This window comes from Methylobacterium sp. Leaf117, assembly GCF_001422985.1.
Lineage (GTDB): Bacteria > Pseudomonadota > Alphaproteobacteria > Rhizobiales > Beijerinckiaceae > Methylobacterium.
The window spans coordinates 284,202-309,101 of sequence record NZ_LMNL01000037.1; the positions used below are offsets into that span (position 1 = coordinate 284,202).

Annotated in this window: 23 protein-coding genes; 8 read left to right on the forward strand and 15 right to left on the reverse strand. The window is 68.2% G+C overall.

Annotation, left to right across the window (positions count from 1 at the left end; translation table 11 throughout):
- The first annotated feature begins 4 nt into the window (after positions 1–4).
- Positions 5–1,192 carry a cystathionine beta-lyase gene (gene metC, locus ASF57_RS21595; protein WP_056181304.1) on the forward strand — a complete coding sequence of 396 codons (1,188 nt, stop codon included), beginning with the start codon at positions 5–7 and terminating at the stop codon, positions 1,190–1,192.
- Positions 1,193–1,201: 9 nt separating this feature from the next.
- Here metC and ASF57_RS26000 read toward each other — a convergent pair whose 3' ends face one another.
- The 6 genes from ASF57_RS26000 to ASF57_RS21620 form a co-directional block, all read right to left on the reverse strand.
- Positions 1,202–3,181, reverse strand: coding sequence for an ATP-binding protein (locus tag ASF57_RS26000; protein WP_156376264.1), 1,980 nt, complete (start codon positions 3,179–3,181; stop codon positions 1,202–1,204).
- 745 nt (positions 3,182–3,926) lie between these two features.
- Positions 3,927–4,520, reverse strand: a complete 594-nt coding sequence (locus ASF57_RS21600; protein WP_056487521.1) for a pyridoxamine 5'-phosphate oxidase family protein — start codon at positions 4,518–4,520, stop codon at positions 3,927–3,929.
- 2 nt (positions 4,521–4,522) lie between these two features.
- Entirely contained in the window at positions 4,523–4,855 is a 333-nt protein-coding gene (locus ASF57_RS21605) for a lipid-A-disaccharide synthase N-terminal domain-containing protein (RefSeq protein WP_056181186.1), read from the reverse strand.
- 3 nt (positions 4,856–4,858) lie between these two features.
- Complete coding sequence (locus tag ASF57_RS21610) at positions 4,859–5,584, reverse strand: glycosyltransferase family 2 protein (protein WP_056487209.1); 726 nt, start codon at positions 5,582–5,584, stop codon at positions 4,859–4,861.
- Positions 5,585–5,619: 35 nt separating this feature from the next.
- The gene (locus ASF57_RS21615) at positions 5,620–7,359 is read right to left on the reverse strand and encodes a glycosyltransferase family 39 protein (RefSeq protein ID WP_056487211.1); all 1,740 of its coding nucleotides are present in this window, start codon (positions 7,357–7,359) and stop codon (positions 5,620–5,622) included.
- A 111-nt stretch (positions 7,360–7,470) separates the two neighbouring features.
- Complete coding sequence (locus tag ASF57_RS21620) at positions 7,471–8,511, reverse strand: GlxA family transcriptional regulator (protein ID WP_056487214.1); 1,041 nt, start codon at positions 8,509–8,511, stop codon at positions 7,471–7,473.
- Positions 8,512–8,570: 59 nt separating this feature from the next.
- Between ASF57_RS21620 and ASF57_RS21625 the strand changes: the two genes are divergently transcribed.
- The 5 genes from ASF57_RS21625 to ASF57_RS21645 all read left to right on the forward strand — a co-directional run bounded on the left by ASF57_RS21625 (position 8,571) and on the right by ASF57_RS21645 (position 14,234).
- Positions 8,571–9,278, forward strand: coding sequence for a DJ-1/PfpI family protein (locus tag ASF57_RS21625; protein WP_056487217.1), 708 nt, complete (start codon positions 8,571–8,573; stop codon positions 9,276–9,278).
- A gap of 113 nt (positions 9,279–9,391) precedes the next feature.
- Positions 9,392–10,711, forward strand: a complete 1,320-nt coding sequence (locus tag ASF57_RS21630; RefSeq protein ID WP_056487220.1) for an O-antigen ligase — start codon at positions 9,392–9,394, stop codon at positions 10,709–10,711.
- On the forward strand, positions 10,708–11,931 hold the full coding sequence (locus tag ASF57_RS21635; RefSeq protein ID WP_162241583.1) for an acyltransferase: 1,224 nt from the start codon (positions 10,708–10,710) through the stop codon (positions 11,929–11,931). The genes ASF57_RS21630 and ASF57_RS21635 overlap by 4 nt, the downstream gene beginning before the upstream one ends.
- A 111-nt stretch (positions 11,932–12,042) precedes the next feature.
- Positions 12,043–12,348, forward strand: a complete 306-nt coding sequence (locus ASF57_RS21640; protein WP_056487225.1) for a hypothetical protein — start codon at positions 12,043–12,045, stop codon at positions 12,346–12,348.
- 125 nt (positions 12,349–12,473) lie between these two features.
- A complete protein-coding gene (locus ASF57_RS21645) occupies positions 12,474–14,234 on the forward strand; it encodes a methanol/ethanol family PQQ-dependent dehydrogenase (protein ID WP_056181165.1) in 1,761 nt (586 codons plus the stop codon).
- Positions 14,235–14,519: 285 nt separating this feature from the next.
- On the opposite strand, the gene ASF57_RS21650 is transcribed toward ASF57_RS21645, so the two are convergent.
- Together ASF57_RS21650 and ASF57_RS21655 are read right to left on the reverse strand one after the other, a co-directional pair.
- Positions 14,520–15,098 carry a hypothetical protein gene (locus ASF57_RS21650; RefSeq protein WP_056487227.1) on the reverse strand — a complete coding sequence of 193 codons (579 nt, stop codon included), beginning with the start codon at positions 15,096–15,098 and terminating at the stop codon, positions 14,520–14,522.
- 127 nt (positions 15,099–15,225) lie between these two features.
- Entirely contained in the window at positions 15,226–16,365 is a 1,140-nt protein-coding gene (locus ASF57_RS21655; RefSeq protein WP_244477056.1) for a replication protein RepA, read from the reverse strand.
- Positions 16,366–16,960: 595 nt separating this feature from the next.
- Here ASF57_RS21655 and mazG point away from each other — a divergent pair.
- On the forward strand, positions 16,961–17,803 hold the full coding sequence (gene mazG / locus ASF57_RS21660) for a nucleoside triphosphate pyrophosphohydrolase (RefSeq protein ID WP_056487229.1): 843 nt from the start codon (positions 16,961–16,963) through the stop codon (positions 17,801–17,803).
- On the opposite strand, the gene ASF57_RS21665 is transcribed toward mazG, so the two are convergent.
- From ASF57_RS21665 to pabB, 4 genes are read right to left on the reverse strand one after another with little or no spacing between them, the layout of a single operon-like run.
- Positions 17,781–18,164, reverse strand: a complete 384-nt coding sequence (locus tag ASF57_RS21665) for a DoxX family protein (protein WP_056487530.1) — start codon at positions 18,162–18,164, stop codon at positions 17,781–17,783. The genes mazG and ASF57_RS21665 overlap by 23 nt on opposite strands.
- A gap of 32 nt (positions 18,165–18,196) precedes the next feature.
- Positions 18,197–19,027 (reverse strand): aminotransferase class IV, encoded by an 831-nt coding sequence (locus tag ASF57_RS21670; protein ID WP_056487241.1) that lies wholly within the window; start codon positions 19,025–19,027, stop codon positions 18,197–18,199.
- Complete coding sequence (locus ASF57_RS21675; RefSeq protein WP_056181150.1) at positions 19,014–19,634, reverse strand: aminodeoxychorismate/anthranilate synthase component II; 621 nt, start codon at positions 19,632–19,634, stop codon at positions 19,014–19,016. The genes ASF57_RS21670 and ASF57_RS21675 overlap by 14 nt, the downstream gene beginning before the upstream one ends.
- Complete coding sequence (gene pabB / locus ASF57_RS21680; protein WP_056487243.1) at positions 19,631–21,082, reverse strand: aminodeoxychorismate synthase component I; 1,452 nt, start codon at positions 21,080–21,082, stop codon at positions 19,631–19,633. The genes ASF57_RS21675 and pabB overlap by 4 nt, the downstream gene beginning before the upstream one ends.
- 309 nt (positions 21,083–21,391) lie before the next feature.
- On the opposite strand from pabB, the gene rimO reads away from it, so the two are divergent.
- Positions 21,392–22,735 carry a 30S ribosomal protein S12 methylthiotransferase RimO gene (gene rimO / locus ASF57_RS21685; protein ID WP_056487246.1) on the forward strand — a complete coding sequence of 448 codons (1,344 nt, stop codon included), beginning with the start codon at positions 21,392–21,394 and terminating at the stop codon, positions 22,733–22,735.
- A 73-nt stretch (positions 22,736–22,808) separates the two neighbouring features.
- On the opposite strand, the gene ASF57_RS25075 is transcribed toward rimO, so the two are convergent.
- The 3 genes from ASF57_RS25075 to ASF57_RS21700 all read right to left on the reverse strand — a co-directional run bounded on the left by ASF57_RS25075 (position 22,809) and on the right by ASF57_RS21700 (position 24,678).
- On the reverse strand, positions 22,809–22,994 hold the full coding sequence (locus ASF57_RS25075) for a DUF3606 domain-containing protein (protein ID WP_082504265.1): 186 nt from the start codon (positions 22,992–22,994) through the stop codon (positions 22,809–22,811).
- 80 nt (positions 22,995–23,074) lie between these two features.
- The gene (pncA, locus tag ASF57_RS21695; RefSeq protein WP_056487251.1) at positions 23,075–23,707 is read right to left on the reverse strand and encodes a bifunctional nicotinamidase/pyrazinamidase; all 633 of its coding nucleotides are present in this window, start codon (positions 23,705–23,707) and stop codon (positions 23,075–23,077) included.
- Positions 23,704–24,678 carry a quinone oxidoreductase gene (locus ASF57_RS21700; protein WP_056487254.1) on the reverse strand — a complete coding sequence of 325 codons (975 nt, stop codon included), beginning with the start codon at positions 24,676–24,678 and terminating at the stop codon, positions 23,704–23,706. Before ASF57_RS21700 ends, pncA begins: the two co-directional genes overlap by 4 nt.
- Between the last annotated feature and the right edge of the window lie 222 nt (positions 24,679–24,900).

Genomic DNA, 24,900 nt, shown 5'->3' on the forward strand with positions numbered 1-24,900 from the left:
ACCGATGTCGAACACCCCTCCCCGCGATCCCGCCCGCTTCGGGGCGAGCACCCGCCTCGTCCATGCGGGGCGCGATCCCTCCGCCCAGCACGGCTTCGTCAACACGCCGATCTACCGCGGCTCGACAGTGCTGTTCCCGACCTACGACGACCTCCAGCACCGGCGCGGGCGCTACGATTACGGCACCTCGGGCACGCCGACGACGGATTCGCTGACCCAGGCCTGGAGCGAGCTGGCCGGGGCCGCCGGCACGGTGCTGACCCCCTCGGGCCTCGCCGCCCTCACGGTGGCGCTGATGGCGGTGGTCTCGGCCGGCGACCATCTCCTCATCAGCGATTCCGCCTACCGCCCGACCCGCATCTTTTGCGACGGCGTCCTGAAACGCTTCGGGGTGGCGGTGGAATACTACGATCCCCTGATCGGCGCCGGCATCGCCGACCTGATGCGCGACACCACCAAGGCGGTGCTGGTCGAGGCCCCGGGCTCGCAGAGCTTCGAGATGCAGGACGTGCCGGCCATCGCCGAGATCGTGCACGCGCGCGGGGCGGCCGTGATCATGGACAACACCTGGGCGACGCCGCTGCTGTTCCCGCCCCATGCGCGCGGCGTCGACATCGCGGTCGAGGCCGGGACCAAGTACCTCTCCGGCGGCTCGGACCTGCTCCTCGGCCTGACCTCGGCCAACGCGCAATACTGGCCGGCCCTGCACCGGACCTTCGAGCATTTCGCCATGTGCCCCGGCCCGGAGGACGTGTTCCTGGCCCTGCGCGGCCTGCGCACCATGGCGCTGCGCCTGCGCGAGCACGGCGCCCAGGGGCTCGCCATGGCGCAGTGGCTCCAGGCCCGGCCGGAGGTGGCCCGCGTGCTCCATCCCGCACTCCCCGACGATCCCGGCCACGCCCTCTGGAAGCGCGACTTCGCCGGCGCCTCGGGCCTGTTCGGCGTCATCCTGAAGCCCGCCCCGGAGCGGGCCGTGGCGGCCATGCTCGACGGCCTCGAACTGTTCGGGATGGGCTTCTCCTGGGGCGGCTTCGAGAGCCTCGTCATCCCGTTCGACTGCAAGACCTATCGGACCGCCACCCGGTGGAACCCCGGCGGCCCGGGCCTGCGCTTCCACATCGGCCTGGAGGACCTTGCGGACCTGCAGGCGGATCTCGACGCGGGGTTTGCGCGGTTGCGCGCCGCGTTGTGATGAACTCCGCTACTCGTCGAACAACACAGAGAAGAAAGCTTGATTTCTCTTCTTTGCATTTTCGACCAAGGTATCATACCCAAACGCCTGGATAAATATTTGCTCATGATCTCTAAATCTTACAAATATTCTGGGATTCCAGTCATTTTTAAAATCATGCATTTTAAGTACTTCTACAAGTGAAGGCGTGAGATCAGCAATGATGTATGCGAATTTCTTCACAACTCCAGCGAACGAGAAATGTGTTCCATCGGATTTTGAAATCCCACCAACTTTGGTCACTTGATTCAAAGTTTTTATAACTTGGAAAACAGGATCGTCCTTCTCACGACCGAAAATAAAATTATTCCTGCTAGGTTTTTTAAATTCAACTATAGTCAAAGTCGTTCCGTCGCTGTCTCCTAAGACTAAACTTTCGTCAAAAAACAGTAAGTCTGTGATTTTATCGCCGGTCTTGCGTCGGCCTCCATGGATAGTCCTATCGCTTGAAACGTAAGGCAGAAATGCAAGTGCATCGTCTATGAGCCACAGATTATGTTCAAAATAGTCAACCGAGACGTTGTCTGAAAATCTCTTAAAAACTAGATCATGAATGGTGTCTTCAGGAGAATGCTTACCATCCTTTTGGAACTTTCTAGCGGATTCAACTAAAGAAATAATGTTTTTACGATGTATTACGTATTCAGCTAGAGCTTCTTTCTTACTTCTATCTATTTTATCTACAATTACTTTAATTGTAGATTCGTAATTTTCAGAATTTGCAGAAGCAGCCACAATTTGCTTGATCAAATCATTGGTAGCCCTAAATCTTTCGACAGCCAAATCAGATACAAATTCTTCCTCTGACCAGTTGTTTGGTTTAGATGCAACATATTCCGCTATAGATTTCCCTTTGAGTCCTAAGCGCAGGATAGGATTTTCTTTCAATGCCGAGTCTAAGCTATGCGACTGATTAAATTTAATCTTTGCGATTTGTTGATGTTCTTTACTCTGAATGATATCGCTTATTTTTTTTACGATGTCTTCTACGGTTCTTGAACTGAGATTAATACCCGTCCTTGCATCATTGAGCCGACTTTCAAAAACCTCACCTCGAACAACAGCAATAACAACGTATTTATTTTCATTTTCGTCAGTAAAAAAGGGTTCGCCGATTTTCTGCGATAAATCGCGGGGGGTTCCAACGATTCGGTCCGCAGCAGAAAGCAACAGGCAATGGTTCCTGAAGTTTTTGCTTCGATTAATACGCGCAAGAGAATAGTAGAGCCTTTCTTCAACTCCATCTATCTCACATGTGAATTCTCCATCTGCATACTGGACGAAAACTGCTTTAAATCGCTTGGATATATCCTCAGGTTCACCATCATCAAACTGGACATTTATGAGTGGTAGCCATTTATAAAGAAAATATGGAAGAAAATGGCTGCCAATTTCGGTTAATATTTCTTCTTCATTCAAACTCCGAATCAGATCATGCCAATTTGTAAGTGGCTGCTCGTACGAAACGTGCACTCCCGAATCTACAAGCTCTGAGTCGCTCTGGATAAATGAGATTTCGTCATCCTGTCGAATATCAAACCGAAAATCCCGACGTCCTATTGTATTGAAAAACTCATATCTTGTTGAGTACGTTACTCTTGAAAATACTTTAAACGCTATGAATCGACCGAATCCGCGCCCCTTTTGCTTCAGCTTATACCCGCTGAAGGGAGTTTTGAATGATTTGTAATTTGGATCATTTAGACCAATACCATTATCAATGACTGAAACTTGTATTAATCCAGGATTCTGGGTATTTACAAATCTGACATTTATAATACCATTTACGTGTGCGCTCGAGCCGAATCGAGCTTCAACTCCGTGCATTGCATTCGATATGGCCTCAAATACCGGAAGTAAAAACCCATGTGTGTTATTACTCACATGAGTTCTAGAGAGAACCGCACTCATATCCGGTTTTATAAGACTATCACTCTGCTTTTCAGACATCTAAGGCCTCAAATTAATGAAATAACCCAATGGCTTCTGAGCCCGATCACAACCAATTATAAGCGAATCCGACCCTAAGCAATCGAATACATGTCACGTAATCCATACTGTGAACAGCCGTTTACACCTGCCTTGCTTTGCAGCAGGCGCAAACTCACTGACGGGAAACGGAGGAGGGTTGTACCCAGACCCACCGCCCCTTTCGAAAAAACTTGACAATATTCCTATTCCGTGGTTCAGTGCGGGCACTCACCTCCCACACGGGAGGCCCTCCGGCGGACCGGGTCGGGGGGCTCGGGGGGAGGAGACGGCGCCCCGCGTCGATGGCCCGGTTTCGCCATCGCCCCGGGCTGCATCGGCGACGCAAGGCGTCTCGGACGGGTAGGCCGCAAGGCTGGACCCGGTCCCCTGGGACGCAACGAGAGATCGGACGGTCCGCCCACTACGAGGCGGGCTCGGAGCCTCGGGCTCTGATCAGACGGCCGCCGGACGCCGCCGCCCGCCAGGGCGTCGGAGCCCGGAGGGGGGCTGCCATGAGCCGGGTCGCCGATGCCGAGAAGACGCCGTGACGAAAAGGGTCGGCCCCGCGAGGGGCCGGGCCGAGGGACGCCGGGGGACCGGCCTATGATTCCAACAACGTGGTTTCGCGGCGTCCCGCGTCTCCCGTTTCGTGTCCTGGCCATCCCCCCGCGCCGGAACCGGCGGCGGGGCCGTTCCCGCACGGCCGTTCAGGCGTGGCGGATTTTCACGGCGCCAGCCAGCATCCGCGCCAGTTCCCGGCCCGCTCCCAGGCCGCCCGGCGGTGGCCGCGCCGGTCGAGGTAGAGGAATTCGAGGCGGGCCACCCGCACCACCACGGCGCAGAAGTTCGGTCGGCCGAGGGTCAGCGCCGTCTCGGCGTCCGGCAGGGTGTAGGCGTCGCCGCGGGGCAGCACCGCCCCGGGGGCGGGATCGGCGCCGTAGCAGATCCGGCTCATGGCCATCGCGCCGGCCCAGGCCGCTTCGGCCAGGGCATCGTCGCTGTGGAGCGTCGCCGGGCCGGAGGCGCGGATCTGGATCTTGGCGGCGGAATCGTAGCCGTGCAGGGCCGCATGCCCGGAGGCCGCGATCTCGGACGCCTTGTCGGAGCGGCGGTCGCAGTGGAAGCGCAGGGCTCCGGCCGCCGGATCGGCCTGCCGCAGCACCACGGTGCGGACCTGCGGGTGCCCCGCCGCATCGACGGTGGCCAGCGCCGGCATGTGGAAGGCGTTGCGGCGCAAGGCAGGCCCCTCCTCCAAGAGGCGCCAGACCTCCGCCCGTGCCGCGTCCAGGTCGTCGTGGAAGGGCGGCAGCGGGTCCATGGTCACAGCGCCGCCCGGGCGGCGCGGCGCTCGCGCAGGATCAGGAAGACGTTGCGGAGATAGATGAAGGTCGAGAGGGCCTGGCCGAAGATGATCACCGGCTCGCGCCGCACCAGGCCGTAGACCAGGGTCATCAGGCCGCCCGCGATGGAGAGGAACCAGAAGGCCAGCGGCATCACGCTTCGGCCGGCCCGCTCGGAGGCGAGCCACTGCACCACGAAGCGGGCGCCGAACACCGCCTGGGCCAGGATGCCGAAGACCAGCCAGGCATCGAAGCGGGTGACGAAGACGTCGTAGACGTAGCCGCGCAGGTCCTCGGCGAGCTGGATCAGCATGGCTCAGGCTCCCGTCACGTCCGTGACCCGGGGCGTCACGCGCTTGCGCCGGATCAGCCACCACACCCCGGCGAGATCGAGGAGGCCGACCCAGAGCCGGTCGAACAGGCCGTATTTCGAGGTGCCGGTGAAGCGCGGCCGGTCGACCACGTCGCGATGGACCACGCCGAAGCCCTCGCGGGCGACGAGGGCCGGCATGAAGCGGTGCTGCCCGTCGAAGAAGGGCAGCGTGCGGTAGACGTCGCGGCGCACGAGCTTGTAGCCGCAGCCGGTGTCGCGGGTGGAATCCCGGAGGATGCGGACCCGGACCCCGTTGGCGATGCGCGACTGGATCGTCTTCAGGCGTCCGTCCTTGCGCCCGATGCGCTGGCCCTGGGCGAGGCCGACCCCCGCACCGCCCGCCTCAATGGCGTCGAGCAGGGGCGCGAGGAAGGCCGGGTCGTTCTGGCCGTCGCCGTCCATCAGGGCGCAGACCGGGGCGCGGGCCACGGCGATTCCGCTGCGGATGCCGGCGGCCTTGCCGGCGGTGCGGTCGTGGGCGAGCACCCGCAGCCAGGGCCGTCCGGCCCGGGCCGCCTTCAGGGCCTCGGCGGTGCCGTCGGTGGAGCCGTCGTCGACGTAGATCACCTCGAAGGGCGCCAGCGGGGCGCAGGCGGTCTCGAGTTCGGCGACGAGGCTCGCGATGTTGCCGGCCTCGTTCTTCACCGGGATGATCACGGAGAGGCGCATGGGTGTTCGATCCAAGGATGTCTCGGGCGTCGTGTCTAGGGCGTCACGGCATAGGCCGAAAGATCGACCCGGCGCCCGCCATTGATGTTGAAGCCCGAGACCGCGCCGACCCGGTTCGGCACCAGCCCGGCGGCCCGGGCGGCGTCATCGAACGCGGCCGCGAACCGGCCCTCGACGTAGACGAGGCGGCAGGCTCCGGTATCCGGTGCTCCCTCGCCCTTCAGGAAGGCCGCGGCCTCGGTACCGGTCCCCAGCATGGCGAGGTCGGTGCCGATCAGGAAGACGAAGCTCGGTTCGCGGTAGCCGAGGCTGGCGACGCGGGGATGCGGACAGGGCAGGCGATCGCGGATCGCGGCGAGGCGCGGCGAGACCTTGAGGGCGGCCATCACCGGCTGGGTCAGGCCGAACACGGCGGGCGAGAGCAGCATCGAGGCCAGGATGCCGAGCACCAGCGCGCGCTCGGGCAGCCCCCGGGAGAAGGCGTGCCAGGCCAGGGCCGCCACCGCGCTGGCGCCGAGCAGCAGCGGCAGCCCGGCCAAGGGCAGAGTCCGGTCGTAGGCGAAGGCGAAGGCCGAGAGCCCGAGGGTGAGTCCGACGGGAATCAGCACCACGAGCCCGGCGGTGAGGCGCGCGCCCCGGCGCTCGGGGTGCAGCGCGCCGGCGGCGAGCGCCCGCACGGTGAGGATGGCGATGGCCGGCATCAGCGGCAGCACGTAATGGGGCAGCTTGGTCGGCACGATCTCGAACAGGATCCAGGTCGGCACGATCCAGGCGAGCAGGAAGGCGATGGCGGGCTCGCGCCGGTAGCCCCAGGCAAAGGGCGCACTGAGCGCCGCGAAGGCCGCCCCCGGCCAGAACGTGCCGAAGAACGCCACGAGGTAGGCGCCGGGCGGGGCGAAGTGCTTCTCCGAGCCGCCCTGGACCTTGCTCAGCATGTCGTGGCCGACCGCCTCCCCGTAGAAGGCGCCGCCGCTCTTCCAGGTGATGGCGGCGAACCAGGGCGCCACGATCAGCAGGGTGAGGGGCAGGCCGAGGCCGGGCCGCAGGGCGCCGAGCCAGCGGCCGGAGCCCGACCGGACGGAGAGGATCAGGGCCGGCAGTCCGCAGAACAGCGGCACCATCGGCCCCTTGATCAGGATGCCGAGGGCGAGGCCGAGCCAGAAGGTCAGCACCGTGGCGGTGTCGAGGGGGCCGGACGCGCGGTCGCGCCGGAGCCAGGCGCGAGCGAGACCGCCGAAGCTCGCCACCGCGCAGGCACAGAGGAGCGCATCGGTCTTGGCGAGGCGCGCCTCGGCCGAGAGCACGACGCAGGCCCCGAACAGGGCTGCGGCGAGAAAGGCCCCCCGCCGGGGCAGGAAGACCAGGGCCGACCAGTAGGTGAGGAGCAGCGCCCCGATGGCGCCGAGCAGCGACGGGATGCGGTAGAGGCCGATGGTGGTGCGGGCGTCCGGCACGCCGAGCGCTTCGGCGGCGCCGACGACGGCCGCCTGCGCCCAGTAGATGCCCACCGGCTTCTTGTGCCGGGCCTCCGCCTGGAAGCGGATGTCGACGAGGTCGCCGGTCTCGAGCATCTGCTTCGACGCCTGGGCGAAGCGCGGCTCGTCGCGGTCCATGGGCTGGAGCGAGGCGAGGCCCGGCAGGAAGCAGACGAGGCAGAGGGCGATCAGGAGGGCGCAGGCCCAGGCATGGCTCCGGGTCGCAGCGGCCAGGAGGGTGTCCGGGAACGCGACGGCGTGGCCGCGGGCCGGGGGAGGCACGGTGGCGCGCTCGGTCATGCGGAAGGATGGGCCGTCAGGGGGGACATACGCGGCTCCGGACCGGCGCTCGGCCCGTGGTTCCGGTCGATGCCGCGACGGCCGGCGGTGTCGATGATGCGGCCGGGAATGTCAAATCTCAGGCGCCTCGGGCCGGCCGTCCGGCATCCCCTCCCCATCGTCGCGGAACCGCTGCCGGTAGGAGGCGGGCGCCACCGCCACGTGGCGCAGGAAGCTGCGCCGCAAGGTCTCCTCCGAGCCGAAGCCGCAGCGCTCCGCGACCCGCTTCAGCGGGAGCGCGGTCTCGGCCAGGAGCCGCCGGGCCGCCTCGACGCGCTGGCGCTCAAGGGCGCGGGCGGGGGTCAGCCCCGTGGCCGCGCGATAATGGCGGGCAAAGCCGCGCGGGCTCATGCCGGCCGCCTCGGCCAGTCGCGGGACGGTCAGGTCCTCGGACAGGTGGTCGGCGATCCAGGCGTGGAGCCCCTCGAAGCGCGTGCCACCGGATTGCAGCGCCAGGACGGTGCTGAACTGGGACTGGCCGCCCGGGCGCTTGAGGAAGACCACGAGGTGCCGGGCGACCGCCAACGCCGCATCCCGGCCGAGATCCGCCTCCACCAGGGCGAGCGCCAGGTCGATGCCCGCCGTCACCCCGGCGGAGGTCCAGACCGCGCCGTCCCGAATGAAGATGGGGTCGGGCTCGACCCGGGCCTCCGGATGGCGCCGCGCCAGTTCGGAGCAACGGGTCCAGTGGGTCACGGCCCGACGCCCGTCGAGGAGGCCGGCCGCCCCGAGCAGGAAGGCGCCGGTGCAGACCGAGGCCACCCGCCGGGCCCGAGGCACCCGGGCGGCGACCCAGGCGGGCAGGCCCCCCGCGACCGCCCCGGCGACGCCGCGCCCGCCCGCCACCACGAGGGTGTCGACGGGCTGGTCCGCGGACGGAAGCGGCTCCATCGCGAGGCCGAGACCGGCGGAGCTGCGGAGCTGGCCGCCGCCCGCCGCGACCACGTGCAGAGCGTAGGGCGCAGGGCCTGCGCCTGCGAGGTCGTTCGCCGTGGCGAAGACCTGGAGCGGCCCCGCCACGTCGAGGAGCTGGACATCCCGGAAAGCCAGGATCTCGACGCGGCGGGGACCATCCGCGCTGCGCCCTGGCAGAAAACGAGGAGTTTTGGTCATTTCGGCCGGAGCCTGGCCGAGTAGGGTCGTCCTGTCCAGACACCCGGAGTTCTGCCGCGATGCCCCTCGAAATCGGCCTCCTCACCTTCCCGAACGTCCAGCAGCTCGACCTCACCGCGCCCTACGAGGTGTTCGTCGGGATTCCGGACGCCCGGGTTCGCCTCGTGGCCACCGGCCCGGGGCCTGTCACCAGCTCCACCGGTCTCGTGCTCACCCCGACGCACACGGTCGACGATTGCCCCCAGCTCGACGTGCTCTGCATCCCGGGCGGGATCGGGGTGAATGCGCTGATGCAGGATGCGGCACTCCTCGCCTTCGTGCGGGCGCAGGCGGCGCGCGCCCGCTACGTCACGTCCGTCTGCACCGGCGCCCTGGTGCTCGGGGCGGCCGGGCTGCTGCGGGGCCGGCGCGCCACCACCCACTGGGCCAGCCTCGACCTCCTGGCGGCCTTCGGGGCGATCCCGGTGGCCGAGCGGGTGGTGCGCGACGGCAACCTCCTCACCGGGGGCGGAGTGACCGCCGGCATCGACTTCGCCCTGACGCTGGCGGCCGAGATCGCCGGCCGACCGGAGGCGGAAACGATCCAGCTCGGCCTCGAATACGCGCCGGCGCCGCCCTTCGCGGCGGGCACGCCCGCCACCGCCAGTCCCGCCGTCCTCGCGGCGACGCGCGCCCGCCTCGCCGCCGGCCGGGCCGAGCGCGAGCGCATCGTGGGGGCGATCAGCGGAGCGCCCGCCATCGTCGCATGGCCGAAACCCAAGCCTTGACGGCAGACGGAGACGGCCTTCGTGGTTCTTAAACGTATTCTGCGCGCCTATCAGGCGGCACCGGCGGCCCTAGAGTGCGGGTCTTTGCCGGCCCTCGAGCGCGGGAGTGGACCATGACGACGGGCATCGCCACCGACGCGGGCGCGCCGGCGCGGGCAGATCTCCCCGATGCCCTGCGCATCGGGGCGATGGGCGTGATCCTGCTGATCGTGCTGATCGGGGCCGATCCGTTCCTTGACGGGACGGCAGCCGAGAACGCGGCCTCGCGGGCCGGCGGCAACATCGTCAACCAGGTGCTGTATCTGGCGATGGGCGGACTCGCCGTGGCCGTGCTGGCCTGGCGCGGGCGGGAGGCCCTGCGGCCACTGGCCACCCTGCCGATCCTGGCGACGCTGGGCTGGATCGGCGTCTCCACCGCCCTCTCCATCGAGCCCGCCGTCTCGGCACGGCGCCTGATCTCCCTCGTCATCATGTTCGGCGGGGTGGTGAGCGTGCTGGTGCTCGCCCGCGACGCGCGCCAGTTCGCGCAGGCCCTCGGCGGCAGCGTGCTCCTGGTGCTGGCGCTCTGCTACCTCGGCCTCGTGCTGGTGCCCGAGCGCGCGATGCACACCGCCCTCGACCTGATCGAGCCCGAACACGCGGGCAGCTGGCGCGGCGTCTTCGCGCACAAGAACGGTGCCGGCGCGGCCATGAGCCTGTTCATCATTGTCGGGTTGTTCTGGGCCGCGATGGGCCAGCGCATCCTCGGCACCACCGTGGTGGTCGTGGCGGGCGTGTTTCTCGTCTTCACCAACGCCAAGACATCGATGGTCATGACCCCTGCGGTGCTCGGTCTGACCTGGGCCTGCACCCGCTCCGCCTCGGGCGCCTGGCGCCGGCTGGTGCTCCTCGGGCCCCTGGCGCTGCTGCTGGTGCTCACGGTGGGCTCGGTGATGGTGCCGGGCGTCGGAGCGCTGGTCGCGAGCCTCGCCGCCGACCCGACCTATACCGGCCGTACCGAGATCTGGAGCTTCGCCCTCGACAACATCGCCAAGAAGCCGCTGACCGGCTTCGGCTACGGGGCCTTCTGGGAAAGCGTGTTCTACGGCGGCGGCGGCGATGCGACCACCTGGGTCAATCGCGCCACCGACGCCCATGACGGCTACCTCAACACCGCCCTGGAGAGCGGCCTGCCCGGCCTCGCCCTCACGGTGTGGTGGATGATTCTGGCGCCGGTCTCGGATCTTCAGGCCCAGCGCCAGGACGGCGCAGGGGCCGCCCTCGACCCGCTGCGGCTGCTGTTCCTGCGGATCTGGCTGTTCGGCCTGATGGTAGGGGTGTTCGAATCGGTGTTCTACCAGGCCACCAACGCGCTGTTCTTCCTGCTCGCCCTCTCGGTCCTCGGCCTGCGCTTCGGGGCCGCCGGACGGGTGGTCGGGAGCCGGCCGCGGTGAGCGGTCCGCGCCCGCCTCAGGCCCATCCGCCGGTGACGCCGCTGCCGGCGCTCACCGCCCTGCGCTTCGTGGCCGCCGCCCTCGTGCTGGCCTTCCACTATGCGGGCGCGTTCTTCGCCGACGCCGCGGTGCCGGCCCCGATCCGCCTCGGATATTCCGGCGTGACCTTCTTCTTCCTGCTCTCGGGCTTCATCCTGGCCTACACCTACCGCGCCGTAGACCTCCGCGACCGGGCCGCCCGCGTTCGCTTCCGTTGGGCGCGGGTGGCCCGGGTCATGCCGGTCTACCTGCTGGCCCTCGTACTGGCCCTGCCCTGGTTCGTCAGCTGGGTCGCCAAGTCGGCCCCGCCGCTGCAGGGGCTGATGGCCGCGAGCGCGGTCCTGGCACCGCTCGGTCTCCACGCCTGGGTGCCGGGCGCGGCCTGCGCCCTCGACTGCCCGAGCTGGTCGGTCTCGGTGGAGCTGTTCTTCTACGCGCTGTTTCCCGCCCTGCTGCCCCTGGTGCTCGGCGCGCCGGGCCGCATCGCGCGCCTGACCCTCGGCGCCTGGATCGTCCTGACCGGCGGGGCCGGCCTCGCCTTCGCGCATTACGCCCCCGGCGTGTCGCTGATCGGGCCCGAGGCGGGGGGACCGGGACCGGTGCTGCTGGCCCAGGCGATCAAGTACAATCCCCTGCTGCGCCTGCCAGAATTCGTCGCCGGGCTCCTCCTCTACGTAGCCTGGACCCGCCGGCGCATCCCGACGGCCGCCCTCCTCGGGAGCGCGGCGGTGGCCGCCTTTGGCCTCATTGCAGCGGCACCCATCCTGCCCGAGGTGCTGCTGCACAACGGGCTGACCGCCCTGGCCTGGGCGCCCCTGATCCTGGCCGGCGCGCAGATCCGCTCCGGGCCCCTGGTGGCGCCCGCCTTCGTGTTCCTGGGCCGGATCTCCTTCGCCCTCTACCTCATCCACGTCCCGGCCTATGCTCTGGTGAACAGCCTCGACCGGATCGCCCTCGGGGGCCGGCTTGCCGCCGCGCCCTGGCTCGGGGCGGGGCTCGCCACCGCGCTCAGCTTCGCGCTCAGCCTCGCCCTGCATCTCGGCCTCGAGGAGCCCGCCCGCCGGCGCATCCTGCGCTGGGCCGCGCGGCGCGGTGAACCGCATCCCGTCAGCGAGCGTTCAGCAACCATCCGGCAGGATGAAACTCTTCCGGCGTCAGGAAGGTCTGCAGCTTCGGGATAGTCCCGCGGCCTTCGAGAAGCCGGAAGATCAAGAACAGCAAAGGTCACACCAGCAGAAGGTCATGGCGTCATGTCCGTGAAATCGCTGACTCACCCGATTTCCGCTCGTACAATGCTTGCCCGCACGATGCTCGCTGCGGCGCTCGGGCTCGGCGGGACCGTTGGCCTCGCCGCGGTCGCCCAGGCCGCGCCCATCGCCCCTGCCCCTGCCTCTGCCGGGACGCTGGCGGGCGCCGCCGTCGAGACCGTCGCCTATGGCTGCGGCCCCGGTTTCATCCCGAATCGGTTCGGCGACTGCCGGCCGATGTACCGCCCCTACGGCTATTATCGTCCGCGTCCGTTCTACGGCCCCCGGCCGTTCTACGGACCGCGCTACGGATATCATCGCCCGCGCCCGCCGTTCGGGCCTTACTTCTAGGATCGGTTCGAGGGGGCCGGGCCGCGTGCCGCATCCCGGCCCACGCGCTTGCCGGTCCCTTCGCTTCGGCCCCCGGCTGTGGCACGGGGAGGGGACGTCTCCGCCCCTTCGCAACCGGGAGTCCCATGCGCGCCCTCCTCCTGCTCGTCCTGCTGGCGGGCGCCTTTCCGGGTCCCGCCGCGGCCCAGACGGTGCTGCCGACGATCGACGCGGCCAACACCCGCTACGCGGACCTCGACCGGATCAAAGCCGCCAATGTCGGCCGGCTTCAGGTCGCCTGGACCTACTCCACCGGCATCCTGCGCGGCCACGAGGGTGCGCCCCTGGTGGTCGACGGGGTGATGTACGTCCACACCCCCTTTCCCAACACCGTCACGGCCCTGGACCTCGACCACGAGGGCCGCATTCTCTGGCGCTACGAACCGAAGCAGGACCCGGCGGTCTCGGCCCTGCTGTGCTGCGACACGGTCCACCGGGGCCTCGCCTACGCGGACGGCGCCCTCGTCCTGCAGCAGGCCGACACCACCCTGGTCTCCCTCGATGCGAAGACCGGCCGGGTGAACTGGTCGGTGAAGAACGGCGACCCGGCCCGGGGCGAGACCAACACCGCCGCCGTGCTGCCGGTGAAGGGCAAGATCCTGGTCGGCCTCTCGGGCGGCGAGTTCGGGGTCCAGTGCCACGTCACCGCTTACGATGCGAAGTCCGGGGACCGGCTCTGGCGCGCCACCGCCACGGGCACCGACGAACAGATGCGGGTCGACCCCGAACGGACCACGTCGCTCGGCAAGCCCATCGGCCGCGATTCCTCCCTGAAGACCTGGGAAGGCGACCAGTGGAAGACCGGCGGCGGCTGCGCCTGGGGCTGGTTCGCCTACGATGCCGCCCTCGACCTCGTCTATTACGGCACCGGCAATCCCTCGACCTGGAACCCGGCGCAGCGCCCCGGCGACAACCGCTGGGCGACGTCGATCGTGGCGCGGAATCCCGATACGGGCATCGCCCGCTGGCTCTACCAGATGACGCCCCACGACCAGTGGGACTATGACGGCGTCAACGAGATGATCCTGACCGACCAGGCATTCGGCGGCGCCACCCGCCCGCTCCTCACCCATTTCGACCGCAACGGCTTCGGCTACACCCTGGACCGCGCCACCGGCGAACTCCTGGTGGCGCAGAAATTCGACCCCGCGGTGAACTGGGCGACGCAGATCGACCTCGACGCGGCCTCGCCGAGCTACGGGCGCCCGGTGCTCGATCCGCGCCATGCCCCCGAGGCCACCGGAGAGGACGAGACCACCACGGGCATCTGCCCCGGTGCCATCGGGGCCAAGAACCAGCAGCCGGCGGCCTACTCGCCCCGGACGCGGCTGTTCTACGTGCCGACCAACCACATCTGCATGGATTACGAGCCGTTCCGGGTCTCCTACACCCCCGGCCTGCCCTATGTAGGCGCCACCGTGAGTCTGCACCCGGCCCCCGACGATCCCCGCACCGGCACCCTCACCGCCTGGGACGGGGTCGCTGGGGCGATCCGCTGGACCATTCCCGAGCCGTTCTCGGTCTGGTCGGGCGTGCTCGCCACCGCCGGGGATGTCGTGTTCTACGGAACCCTCGAGGGCTATCTCAAGGCCGTCGACGCGCGGGACGGCCGCGAACTCTACCGCTTCAAGACGCCGTCCGGCATCGTCGGCAACGTCACCACCTACCTGCATAAGGGCCGGCAATACGTCGCCGTGCTCTCCGGAATCGGCGGCTGGGCCGGCATCGGACTGGCGGCCGGCCTCACCGATCCGAACGACGGCGCCGGCGCGGTCGGCGGCTACGCCGCGCTGTCGCGCTACACGGCGCTCGGCGGGCAGCTCACCGTGTTCGCCCTGCCGGAGTGATTTTTTTCAGGGGTGTGATGGGATCGCAGAGGCGGTGCGCCGAACCGGAACCCCGCTTCCAGTCCTCGTCATGCCGGATCCGCGCAGCCAAGCCCAGGATCCGAATGACGCAAGGTGCCGGATGTTCACGCCTCCGCCGGCCCAGGATCGAACGCGTCCGGCGCAGCCGGCCGACGGCGTTCCCGCTGATCCAAGGAGCCGGCCGATCGGCACGGAGCCTCGTTCGAAGGCCGCGAAGGCGGCCCCCCCCTCGCCCCGTCACCCTGCCCCGTGCCGGGGCGCGGCTCAGCCCAGATCCTCGTCCTCTTCGGCCGGGGCATAGACCGCCTCGCCGAGGCGCTTCAGCGGGCCGCCCGGGCCTGCGCGCTTCCACAGACGGGTGTTGAGGGCCGCCACCGGGTCGTGGCCCGGAATCTCGAAGCCGAGGCCGGTGAGGCCCTGCCAGATCTCGCCGGCATGGAGAGGCCGGCCGGCCTCGTGCAGCAGGTTGACGGCCGCCGCGACGAGCGCGCGTCCGTGCCGGCGCGCCGCCACGAGATCGTCGCCGGCGCGTGCGGGCTCGACCGGCCCGGGACCCGAGATCGAGCCCGGCGCCACGTCGTCTCCTGCAACGAAGTCGTCTTCTGCAACGAAGGCCTGCCCTGGCATGGAGGCCGGTTCCGCCGCGGCGGACGAGTGGCCCGGAGCAGCCCAGGCGCCGAGCGGAGGCGCCTGCGGTGCAGCGGCGGGCGCCGGACCGATCGGCCGCAGGCGCCGGCCGAGTTCGAGGTAGAGCTGGTGGTCGGCGATGGCGCGGTCGAGTTCGTCGCGGCGGCGGCGCAGATCCCCTAGGGCGGCTTCCGCTTCGGCTTCGGACAGAAACATCGGATCCCCTTGGAATATTCCGTGTGTTGCCGCGGCAACTCCGTATTCCAGATCCTATTCCCTATGGCAGGCCGCGTCGCAAGTCCTCTTCTGCCGTATATTCCTTCTGTAAAGAGGGAATACGGACTTAGCCCGTCGCTGCGGCTCTGCTTGCCGGCTTGGCACCGCGCGGCAGCTTCGTCCCGCGCGGCGGGATCAGAAGGGCGCTCGGGTCGGCGGGCTGGAGCAGCATGCCGGTGTCGTCGAGGCGGATCGGCAGCTTCGGAAACACCTCCTGCAGATGGGCGAGATCCGCCTTGAAGGCCTGCCGGAAGCTGCGGATGCTGGCGTTGTCGGCGCCGAACTGCCTGTGCAGGTTGTCCCAGGTGAGGCGTAAGGGGCGCTGCAGGGCGCGCAGGCGGTAGCCGACCCAGAACAGCAGGTCGAGTTTGCGCGCCGAGCCCGAGAAGGCCCGGGCCGCGCGGATGTCCACCGGCAGGGCGTGCTGGATCAGGTTGTCGTAGAAATCCTGGTGGAACTGCACGCTCTTCTGCCAGACAACTCCGTCGGCCCCCTGGGGCAGCCAGAGGTCGAGCTGGCGGAAGGGCGGCACGTTGAGGGTGCTGGCGCTGCCCGCCCCGTCCCAGAGGCCGATCTGCAGGGTGCAGGCGGCCAGCCGCGCGAGCTGCTCCTTGAACTGCCGGATGGTGCCACGTTCGCCGCCGGTGACGGCGAATCCCATCTCCTTCATGAAGCCCGACAGGCTGTCGGCCACCGCGATGGTCGGGCTGCGTTGGCGCACCGCCTCGGTGCAGAGGTGCAGCAGCACGAGGCGGGCCTTGGGGCCGTAGGGCAGGCCCTGGAACTCCATCTCGCCGGTGGCCGGGTTCTTGAGGCGCCCCGCCAGCAGGCTCAGGGAATTCCGTCCGTACTCACGGAAGAACTCGCGGGCGTCACCGGGGTCGCGATAGGGCAGGCCGCACAGGGCCAGCACCGAGTGGATGTGCTGCAGGTTCTCCGGGCCGGTTGGCTCAGTCTCGATCACCTCCCGAATGGCATCGCGGCGGCGCTGGTCGCGGCCCATGGCCTGGCGTCGCCCGGCCACGGCTCCGCGCGCGGCAACCTCCGCATCCCGGGCCCGCTGCCGGTGCAGGATGGTCTCCGCGATCGTGGCGAACAGGAAGCTGCCGCGCGCCGCCTCGACCTCGGCGAGGAGGTCGGCGTCGCGGATGCCCGCCAATGTGTCCTCGATCCCCAACAGACCCCGCCCCGATCGATCCTGGCCCATGATCCCGACAGTGAGTCCCGGACCGCGATGCGCCGACCATGCCCGATTCCCCGCGGCGGAGTCTCGGCGGCAAGCGCCGCAAGTGGGAATCATCCCGGCTATCCACCGTCCGGAACGGGAAAAATTGCCGTCGATCCGCAGGCCGCATCCGGCGCGCAGACGCTGACGCAGAGTTCGATACGGGACCGGATTCGGCACAATCCCCAGAGTTCACCGGCGGGAGGCCTTATCCACGCCGAACCCGATACGGGTTCACGCAGACTCGGATACGCACGACCCGGATTCTACCGCCGAATCCGATACGCCGGCACGCAGAGTTCGATACGAACCTGCGCAGAGTTCGATACGCGAACCACCCATAAGTCCTGAGTCGGGCAGGGTTTTTCGGCCCTCCATATAACTCTCAGAAATGACTCTCTGAGAATCTCTTACTGATACCTTTCCTAAGGGTCGAGATGCCCGTTCGGAAGAACGAACACGCGCCCGGCCAAGGCTTTTTCAAGGGAATTTGGGGAAGACAACACCGCTTCTCCCGCCACCATCCCCAGCCTCACCGGTTGGCCCGCAATCCGCTACAGGGGTTGGACCGACACCGATGGGCGGAGAAGACGTGGTGAAGATCGAGGATCTGCTGGCCCTGATGGCGACCTTGCGCAACCCGGAGGTCGGCTGTGCCTGGGACGTGGCCCAGGATTTTGCCAGCATCGCCCCCTACACCGTGGAGGAGGCCTACGAGGTCGTCGACGCCATCGCGCGGGGCGACACGGACGACCTGCGCGACGAGCTCGGCGACCTGCTGCTCCAGGTGGTCTTCCACGCCCGCATTGCCGAGGAGACCGGGCTGTTCGCCTTCCCGGACGTGGTTCGGGCGGTGGTGGAGAAGATGGTCCGGCGCCACCCGCACGTATTCGCGCCGGACGGAACTCTGCTGCCGAAGGGCTCGCCCCGGCGCGATCCAGGGGCGGTGGCGCGGCAATGGGAGGCGATCAAGGCCGAAGAGCGCCGGGCCAAGCCTCCGCAGGAGACGGGCCCGCTCGCCGGCATTCCGCTGCCCCTCCCCGCCCTGACCCGCGCCCACAAGCTCTCCGCCAAGGCGGCGACCTACGGCTTCGACTGGAGCGATCCGGCCCAGGTGGTGCTGAAAGTGCGCGAGGAGATCGACGAGGTCGCCGACGCCATGGTCCACGGCACCCGGGCGGCGGTGGCGGAGGAACTCGGCGACTTGCTGTTCTCGGTCGCCAACCTCGCCCGCCACCTCGGAATCGACCCGGAATATTCCTTACGAGAAGGGAATATGAAATTCGCGCGCCGCTTCACCGCCATGGCGGCGATCCTGGAGGCTCAAGGCTCGGGCCTCTCCGACTGCGATCTCGACGCGATGGAGGCGGCCTGGCGGGCGGTCAAGATGTTGGAGGTCAAGATGTCGGAGACGGGCTGACCGAGGATTGGCGGAACGGCCAGTCGATGACTCTGCCGGCATAGAGCGCCCACCAGACGAAGACCGGCTGAAACGCCAGCCGGGGGCCGTGATACCACCAGCTGTCGGGCAGGCCCGGCACGACGATGCCCTCCAGCGCATGCTTGAGGTTGGCCGGGAAGACGCAGACGGCGTAGAGGGCCAGCCCGATCGCGGCCCAGCGCCGGGTCGGCGGATAGGCGAGGCCGAGCACCCCGGCGAGTTCGCACAGGCCGGTGACGATCACGGTGAGCCGAGGCTCCGGCACCCAAGCCGGCATGATCGGCAGGAACGCGTCGGGGGCGGCGAGGTGGACCACGCCGATGAAGCCATAGGCCGCCATCAGCGGCAGGCGCCACCACAGCCGGGACGCCGTCACGGGGTGAAGTCCCCGCGCAGGTCGTCGACCAGGGCCGTCACCAGCGGGTGACCCGCGCTGGCGAAGGCGGTGGCGTCGATGGCCGTCACGGGGGCGAGACCGCGCAGGGAATTGGTGAGGAACACCGCCTCGGCGGCGTGCAGGGCGTCGAGGTCGAAACTCCGTTCGGCGGTGGGCAGGCCGAGGCGTTGTGCCCGCGACAGAATCTCGGCCCTCAGGATGCCGGGCAGGACGCCGTCCGAGAGAGGCGGGGTGACGAGAGTGGCGTCGAGCACCGCGAACAGGTTGGCGGTGCCCGCGCAGGCGACGCGCCCTTGCGTGTTGCGGAACAGGGCCTCGTCGAAGCCCGCCGCCCGCGCCGCGCCCGCCGCCAGCACCGCGTCGAGATAGCCGAGCGTCTTCAGGCTCGCGGCCGGCGAGGTCTCGTTGCGGCGAATGCCCGTCGCGTGGAGGGTCAGCGGCGCGAAGGCGAGGGCGTCTCCCACCGGGGCGGCGCTCGCCCACAGCACCGGCCGGGGTTCGACCGGGGGGCTGAGCCCACGCGGGCCGGAGCCGCGGGTCACGGTGGTGCGGATCGCCGCCAGGGGGTGGACCCGCCCCATTTCCGCCGCGAGCGAAATCATCGCTGCCGCGATGTGTGCGGGCGCCACGGGAAAGCCCAGCGTCGCCGTCGCGGCGGCGAGGCGGGCCACGTGCGCGGCCTCGAACAGGATGCGGCCGCTCCGGGCCAGCGCCGTGTCGAACACCCCGTCTCCGAGGGTCAGGCCCCGGTCGGCGAGGTCGAAGGACACCGGCCCCTCGGTGAGTCGTCCGTCAAACCACAGCATCGGTCGCAGCCGGCAGATCCCGGGTCGCGCGCCAATCCCGGGCGAGGCGCAGGAAATTGGCGAAGACGGCATGGCCGTTCTCGGTCAGCACCGATTCCGGATGGAACTGCACGCCCCAGGTCGGGTGGGTCCGGTGCGACAGGGCCATCACCTCCCCTTCGGTCGAGACCGCATCGATGCTGAGCCGGTCGGCCATGCCGGGCTCCGGCGCCACGATCAGCGAGTGATAGCGCCCGACCTGCATCGGGTCGGGCAGCCCGGTGAACAGACCGGCCCCGTCGTGGCGGATCGGCGTGGCCTGCCCGTGCAGGGGGCGCCCGGCGCGCGCCACCCGGCCGCCGAAAGCCGCCCCGATGGCCTGGTGGCCGAGGCAGACGCCGAGCAGCGGCACCGCCCCGGAGAGTTCACGGATGGCGGGCAGCGAGATGCCCGCCTCCGCCGGCGTGCAGGGACCGGGCGAAATCACGATCGCGGCGGGGTCGAGGGCACGGATGCCGGCGACGTCGAGGGCGTCGTTGCGCGCCACCCGCACGGTTTCACCCAGTTCCTCGAAGTAGCGCACCACGTTGAAGACGAAGCTGTCGTAATTGTCGATGACGAGGATCACGGCGCCCTCCCCGCCCCGGACTGGGCATCCGGTTCGCAAGCGTGCGGTACGAAGGCGTCCGGTTCGAAGGCGTCCGGTTCAAAGGCTTGGAACACCCGCGCGGCCTTGGTCAGGGTCTCCTCGTATTCGGGCCCCGGCTCGGACAACAGGGTGACGCCGCCGCCGGCCTGCAGCACAGCCGTGCGGTCGTTCATGAACACGGTCCGGATGGCGATGGCGGTGTCGAGGTCGCCGGTGAAGCCCAACGCGCCGATGGCGCCGCAATAGAGTTCGCGCGCGTCGCCCTCGATGTCCGTGATGATGTCCATGGCGCGCAGCTTCGGCGCGCCGGTGATCGAGCCGCCCGGGAAGGTGGCGGCGATCAGGTCGAGGGCGTCCATGTCGGCTTTCAGGGTTCCGGTGACCACCGATACGAGATGGTGGACGGACGCGTAGGATTCGAGCCCGCACAGCACCGGCACCTGCACGCTGTGGGGTTCGCAGATGCGCGACAGGTCGTTGCGCAGCAGGTCGACGATCATGATGTTTTCGGCCCGCTCCTTGGCATTGGCCTGGAGGGCTTCCCCGAGGCGTGCATCCTCTTGCGGATCGGGGACGCGGCGGACCGTCCCCTTGATTGGCCGGGTCTCGATCGCCCGCCCCTTGAGCTGGATGAAGCGCTCGGGGCTGCTGGAGGCGACCCGCAGCCCCTCGAAGTCGAGATAGGCACCGAAGGTCGCCGGGTTGGTGGCGCGCAGGCGTCGGTAGAGGGCGAAGGAGTCGAAGCCCTCCGGCAGGTCGGTCTCGAAGCGCTGGGCGATGTTGGCCTGGTAGATGTCGCCGGCCCGGATGTAGTCGCGCACCCGCTCCACCGCCGCCTCGTAGGCCGGGCGGGTGAAGTTCGAGCGCCAGGCCAGCGGCCCCTGCGCCGGAGGTTCCGGGCTCGGGCGCGCGCGCTCCAGCAGGCTAGTGAATTGGGCCAGCCGGGACTGAGCGCGGGCCTCGCGCGCGGCCGGCTCGGTTTCGGGAAAGCCCGTGGCGAGGAGCCGGCAGCGCCCGGTCGCGTGGTCGAGGCTCAGCACCGTGTCGTAGAGATTGAAGGCGATGTCATCGCAGAGGCCCGCCCGGCGGGCCGGAGGCGCCACCCGCTCCAGGGCCGCCCCGAAATCATAGGCGACATAGCCGATCGCGCCGCCGGCGAAGGCCGGGAGATCGGGGTCGGGTGCCGTGCGGTAGGGCGCGAGGCAAGCCCGCAGCGCCGCGAGACCGCTGCCCGGCACCGTCCGTCCGTCGAGCGTGGCGACGCCATCGCGAAACCGGAAGCGCCCGAACGGGTCCGCCGCCAGGGTCGAGGTCCGGCCGAGCGTGTCGTGGTGCATGGCGCTGTCGAGGAAGGCGAGGCCCGGGAGGGCGCCCAGGGCCTCGGCCGCCGCGACCGGCTCGACGAACGGGAGGTCAGCAATCCACATGATGACTCGAAGGTTCGGGGACGCCGCGGACGGACGATCCCGGTGGGCCGAAGAACTCGAAGTGAAGAACTCGAAGTGAAGAACCCGGACTGAGGAACTGGGGCCGAAGCATCCGTCGCGGCTTGCGGTATCATGCACAGGTGGCATGCGCGATGCCGTGGCAAAAGCGCGATCCGCGCATGGCTCGGCGCGGCCTGGCTCGCTTGGGCGCGCGAATCCCGTTATAGGGCTGTCAACCTCTTTGTCCCGCCCTCCCCCGATTCCACGGCCGATCCGGTTTCAGAAGCCGATCCGGCCCGACGAGCATCCATGACCGCATCCCTCCTGCCGCCGGCCCCCGCCAAGGCGGCGCCGAAAATCTCCTTCGTCTCCCTCGGCTGCCCCAAGGCGCTGGTGGATTCCGAGCGCATCCTCACGCACCTGCGGGCGGAGGGCTACGAGCTTGCCCGGCGGCATGACGGCGCGGACGTCGTCATCGTCAACACCTGCGGCTTTCTCGATTCGGCCAAGGCCGAGTCGCTCTCGGCCATCGGCGAGGCCATGGCGGAGAACGGCCGCGTCATCGTGACCGGCTGCATGGGCGCCCAGCCCGAGGAAATCCGCGAAAAGTATCCGAACCTGCTCGCAGTCACCGGGCCGCAGGCCTACGAATCGGTGGTGGCGGCGGTGCACGAGGCGGTGCCCCCGGCGCACGACCCGTTCCTGGATCTCGTGCCGCCGCAGGGCGTGAAGCTGACGCCGCGCCACTACGCCTACCTGAAGATTTCCGAGGGCTGCAACAATCGCTGCACCTTCTGCATCATCCCGTCCCTGCGCGGCGATCTCGTCAGCCGGCCGGCCGGCGACGTGCTGCGCGAGGCCGAGAAGCTGGTGAAGGCCGGCGTCAAGGAACTGCTGGTGGTCTCGCAGGACACCTCCGCCTACGGCGTCGACATCCGCTACGCCTCGAGCCCCTGGCGCGACCGGGAGGTGCGGGCGAAGTTCTATGATCTGGCCGCCGAACTCGGCACGCTCGGGGCCTGGGTGCGGATGCACTATGTCTATCCCTATCCGCACGTGGACGAGGTCATCCCGCTGATGGCCGAGGGCAAGATCCTGCCCTACCTCGATATGCCGCTCCAGCACGCGAGCCCGTCCGTGCTCCGCCGCATGCGCCGGCCCGGCAACCAGGAACGCCAGCTCGAGCGCATCCGGCGCTGGCGCGAGATCTGCCCCGATCTCGCCATCCGCTCGACCTTCATCGTCGGCTTCCCCGGCGAAACCGAGGCCGAGTTCGAGGAATTGCTGACCTGGATTCGCGAAGCCAAGCTCGAGCGCGTCGGCTGCTTCGAGTTCGAGCCGGTGGGCGGGGCGGTGGCCAACGGCCTCGGCGACCCGGTTCCGCCGGAGGTGAAGGCCGAGCGCAAGCGCCGCTTCATGGAGGCGCAGCAGACCGTCTCCGTCCGCCTGCAGAAGGCCCGCATCGGCAAGCGCCTGCCGGTTCTCATCGACGCGGCTGACGGCACCGTCGCCAAAGGCCGTTCGAAGTACGACGCCCCCGAGATCGACGGCACCGTCCACATCACGTCACGCCGCCCCCTGCGGGTGGGCGACATCGTCACCGTGAAGATCGAGCGCGCGGATGCGTACGATCTGTATGGGAGCGCGGTTTAGCGTTTCCAGTGGGCACTTGCCGGATCGGATAATTCGAATGAAAGGGGCCATAAGCCCCTTTCTACTTCTTACCCTACGGGTACGGTTTTCCGAGATACTTCGCGACATCTTTGGCCATCACACCGACAGCCTTGACGGCGGCGCGCAGTTGATCTGGCGTGACGCCGAATTTTTTGGACCAATCTCTAACCTCCCAATCCTCGTTTACGTTGATGCGGCGTTGGTCGGGTAAGCCACGCTGCGTCAGATCATCAGCCATTTTCACACCTCAGGTTAACAATTTGGAATCTTGTTAACCTGAGGTGTGATTTCAAGGGCGGGCTGTCGCTCTGTGCCGGTCTATCGATCAAGGATTGTCCCACTCATGGCCCGTCCGACCCCGGCCGCTGCCATCTCGGCCCAGGCCTGCGCCACCGAGCCGTCGCGGTCGATCCCCCGCACGGCGTCCGCCACCACCACGGCCTCGAACCCCGCCGTCCGCGCGTCGAGGGCGCTCCAGGCGACGCAGTAATCGGTGGCGAGGCCGCACAGGACCACGCGGGTGAAACCGCGCTCCCGCAGGTAGCCGGCGAGCCCTGTCGGCGTGCGCCGGTCGGCCTCCAGGAAGGCCGAGTAGCTGTCGACGTGGCGGTGATGGCCCTTGCGGATCACCAGTTCGGCGCGCGCCGCATTCAGGGTGGGCGCGAGTTCCGCGCCGGCGCTGCCCTGCACGCAATGCTCCGGCCACAGTACCTGCGGGCCATAGGCCAGCGGCACGGTCTCGAAGGGTGCCCGGCCGGGATGGCTCGTCACGAACGAGACGTGCCCCGGCGGATGCCAGTCCTGGGTCAGGACCGCGTGCGGAAACTGCCCGAGAAGGCGGTTGATCGGCGCGATCACCGCGTCGCCGTCCGGCACGGCCAGCGCCCCGCCGGGCAGGAAGTCCGCCTGCAGGTCGATGACGAGGAGGACGTCCCCCTCGGTCGGTCTCACGGGATCATCACCGTGGCGCCGGTGGTCTTGCGGCCGGCAAGATCGCGATGGACCTGCTGCACGTCCGCGAGCTTGGCCGTGTGGTGGACCGGGATCTTCACCGCGCCGCTCGCCACCACCGAGAACAGGTTCCGGGCCATGCTGTCGAGGGTCTCGCGCTTGCTCGCATGGGCGAAGAGCGACGGGCGGGTGGCGTAGAGCGAGCCCTTCTGGCCGAGCAGGGCCAGACTGAAATCGTCCACCGGGCCGGAAGCCGAGCCGAAGCTGACGAACATCCCCAAGGGGCTGATACAGTCGAGGGAGGCCGGGAAGGTGTCCTTGCCGACGCCGTCATAGACCACCGGCACGCCCTTGCCCCCCGTGATCTCCTTGACGCGCGCGGCGAAGTCCTCGTCGCGGTAGAGGATGACGTGGTCGCAGCCGTTGGCGCGGGCGAGCTCGGCCTTCTCGGCGGAGCCGACGGTGCCGATGACCGTGGCGCCGATGTGCTTGGCCCATTGGCAGGCGATGAGGCCGACGCCGCCCGCGGCGGCGTGGAACAGGATGGTGTCGCCCGGCTTCACCGCGTAGGTCCGGTGCAGCAGGTACTCTGCGGTGAGGCCCTTCAGCATCATGGCGGCGGCGGTCTGGTCGTCGACGCCGTCAGCGAGATGCACGGCGGCGCTCGCCTCGATCACCACCTCCTCCGCGTAGGTGCTGGCGGCCGAACCGTAGGCCACCCGCTCGCCGACCCGGAACTCGGTGACGCCCTCGCCCAGGGCCACGACCACGCCGGCCCCCTCCTTGCCGGGGGTGAAGGGCAGCTGCGGCGCCTTGTAGGCGCCTGAGCGGAAGTAGATGTCGATGAAGTTGACCCCGATGGCGGTCTGGCGGACGTGGATCTGGCCGGGGCCTGGTGTCGGCAGGGTCACGTCCTCGTAGCGCATCACCTCGGGGCCGCCGTACTCGTGAACCTGGATCGCCTTCGGCATCGTGTCGTTCCCTAATGCAAGTCTTCGAATGGTCTTCGAATGATCTTCGACGGGGCTCCGGTCGGTCGTCGACACCGCCCGGGTCCAAGACCCCGATGAGCAGCGACATAGACGGTCCCGGTGCGCCGGCAATGCCGCAGGGTCTCATCCCTCTCGGGCCGCGCCATGTGCGGCGGCGCACCGGACAGGGGCCTCCGGCCGTTCACCCCGTCTCGCCCTGCG

Coding starts and splice junctions, on each gene's coding strand:
- ASF57_RS21640 (WP_056487225.1), top strand. CDS start 12,043: ATGCTTGCCCGCACGATGCTCGCTGCGGCGCTCGGGCTCGGCGGGACC.
- ASF57_RS21700 (WP_056487254.1), bottom strand. CDS start 24,678: ATGCCGAAGGCGATCCAGGTTCACGAGTACGGCGGCCCCGAGGTGATG.
- metC (WP_056181304.1), top strand. CDS start 5: ATGTCGAACACCCCTCCCCGCGATCCCGCCCGCTTCGGGGCGAGCACC.
- ASF57_RS21625 (WP_056487217.1), top strand. CDS start 8,571: ATGCCCCTCGAAATCGGCCTCCTCACCTTCCCGAACGTCCAGCAGCTC.
- ASF57_RS21650 (WP_056487227.1), bottom strand. CDS start 15,098: ATGTTTCTGTCCGAAGCCGAAGCGGAAGCCGCCCTAGGGGATCTGCGC.
- ASF57_RS21610 (WP_056487209.1), bottom strand. CDS start 5,584: ATGCGCCTCTCCGTGATCATCCCGGTGAAGAACGAGGCCGGCAACATC.
- ASF57_RS21655 (WP_244477056.1), bottom strand. CDS start 16,365: ATGGGCCAGGATCGATCGGGGCGGGGTCTGTTGGGGATCGAGGACACA.
- ASF57_RS21605 (WP_056181186.1), bottom strand. CDS start 4,855: ATGCTGATCCAGCTCGCCGAGGACCTGCGCGGCTACGTCTACGACGTC.
- ASF57_RS21645 (WP_056181165.1), top strand. CDS start 12,474: ATGCGCGCCCTCCTCCTGCTCGTCCTGCTGGCGGGCGCCTTTCCGGGT.
- ASF57_RS21620 (WP_056487214.1), bottom strand. CDS start 8,511: ATGACCAAAACTCCTCGTTTTCTGCCAGGGCGCAGCGCGGATGGTCCC.
- ASF57_RS25075 (WP_082504265.1), bottom strand. CDS start 22,994: ATGGCTGATGATCTGACGCAGCGTGGCTTACCCGACCAACGCCGCATC.
- rimO (WP_056487246.1), top strand. CDS start 21,392: ATGACCGCATCCCTCCTGCCGCCGGCCCCCGCCAAGGCGGCGCCGAAA.
- ASF57_RS21615 (WP_056487211.1), bottom strand. CDS start 7,359: ATGACCGAGCGCGCCACCGTGCCTCCCCCGGCCCGCGGCCACGCCGTC.
- ASF57_RS21600 (WP_056487521.1), bottom strand. CDS start 4,520: ATGGACCCGCTGCCGCCCTTCCACGACGACCTGGACGCGGCACGGGCG.
- mazG (WP_056487229.1), top strand. CDS start 16,961: ATGGGCGGAGAAGACGTGGTGAAGATCGAGGATCTGCTGGCCCTGATG.
- ASF57_RS26000 (WP_156376264.1), bottom strand. CDS start 3,181: ATGTCTGAAAAGCAGAGTGATAGTCTTATAAAACCGGATATGAGTGCG.
- pabB (WP_056487243.1), bottom strand. CDS start 21,082: ATGTGGATTGCTGACCTCCCGTTCGTCGAGCCGGTCGCGGCGGCCGAG.
- ASF57_RS21665 (WP_056487530.1), bottom strand. CDS start 18,164: ATGGCGGCCTATGGCTTCATCGGCGTGGTCCACCTCGCCGCCCCCGAC.
- ASF57_RS21670 (WP_056487241.1), bottom strand. CDS start 19,027: ATGCTGTGGTTTGACGGACGACTCACCGAGGGGCCGGTGTCCTTCGAC.
- ASF57_RS21630 (WP_056487220.1), top strand. CDS start 9,392: ATGACGACGGGCATCGCCACCGACGCGGGCGCGCCGGCGCGGGCAGAT.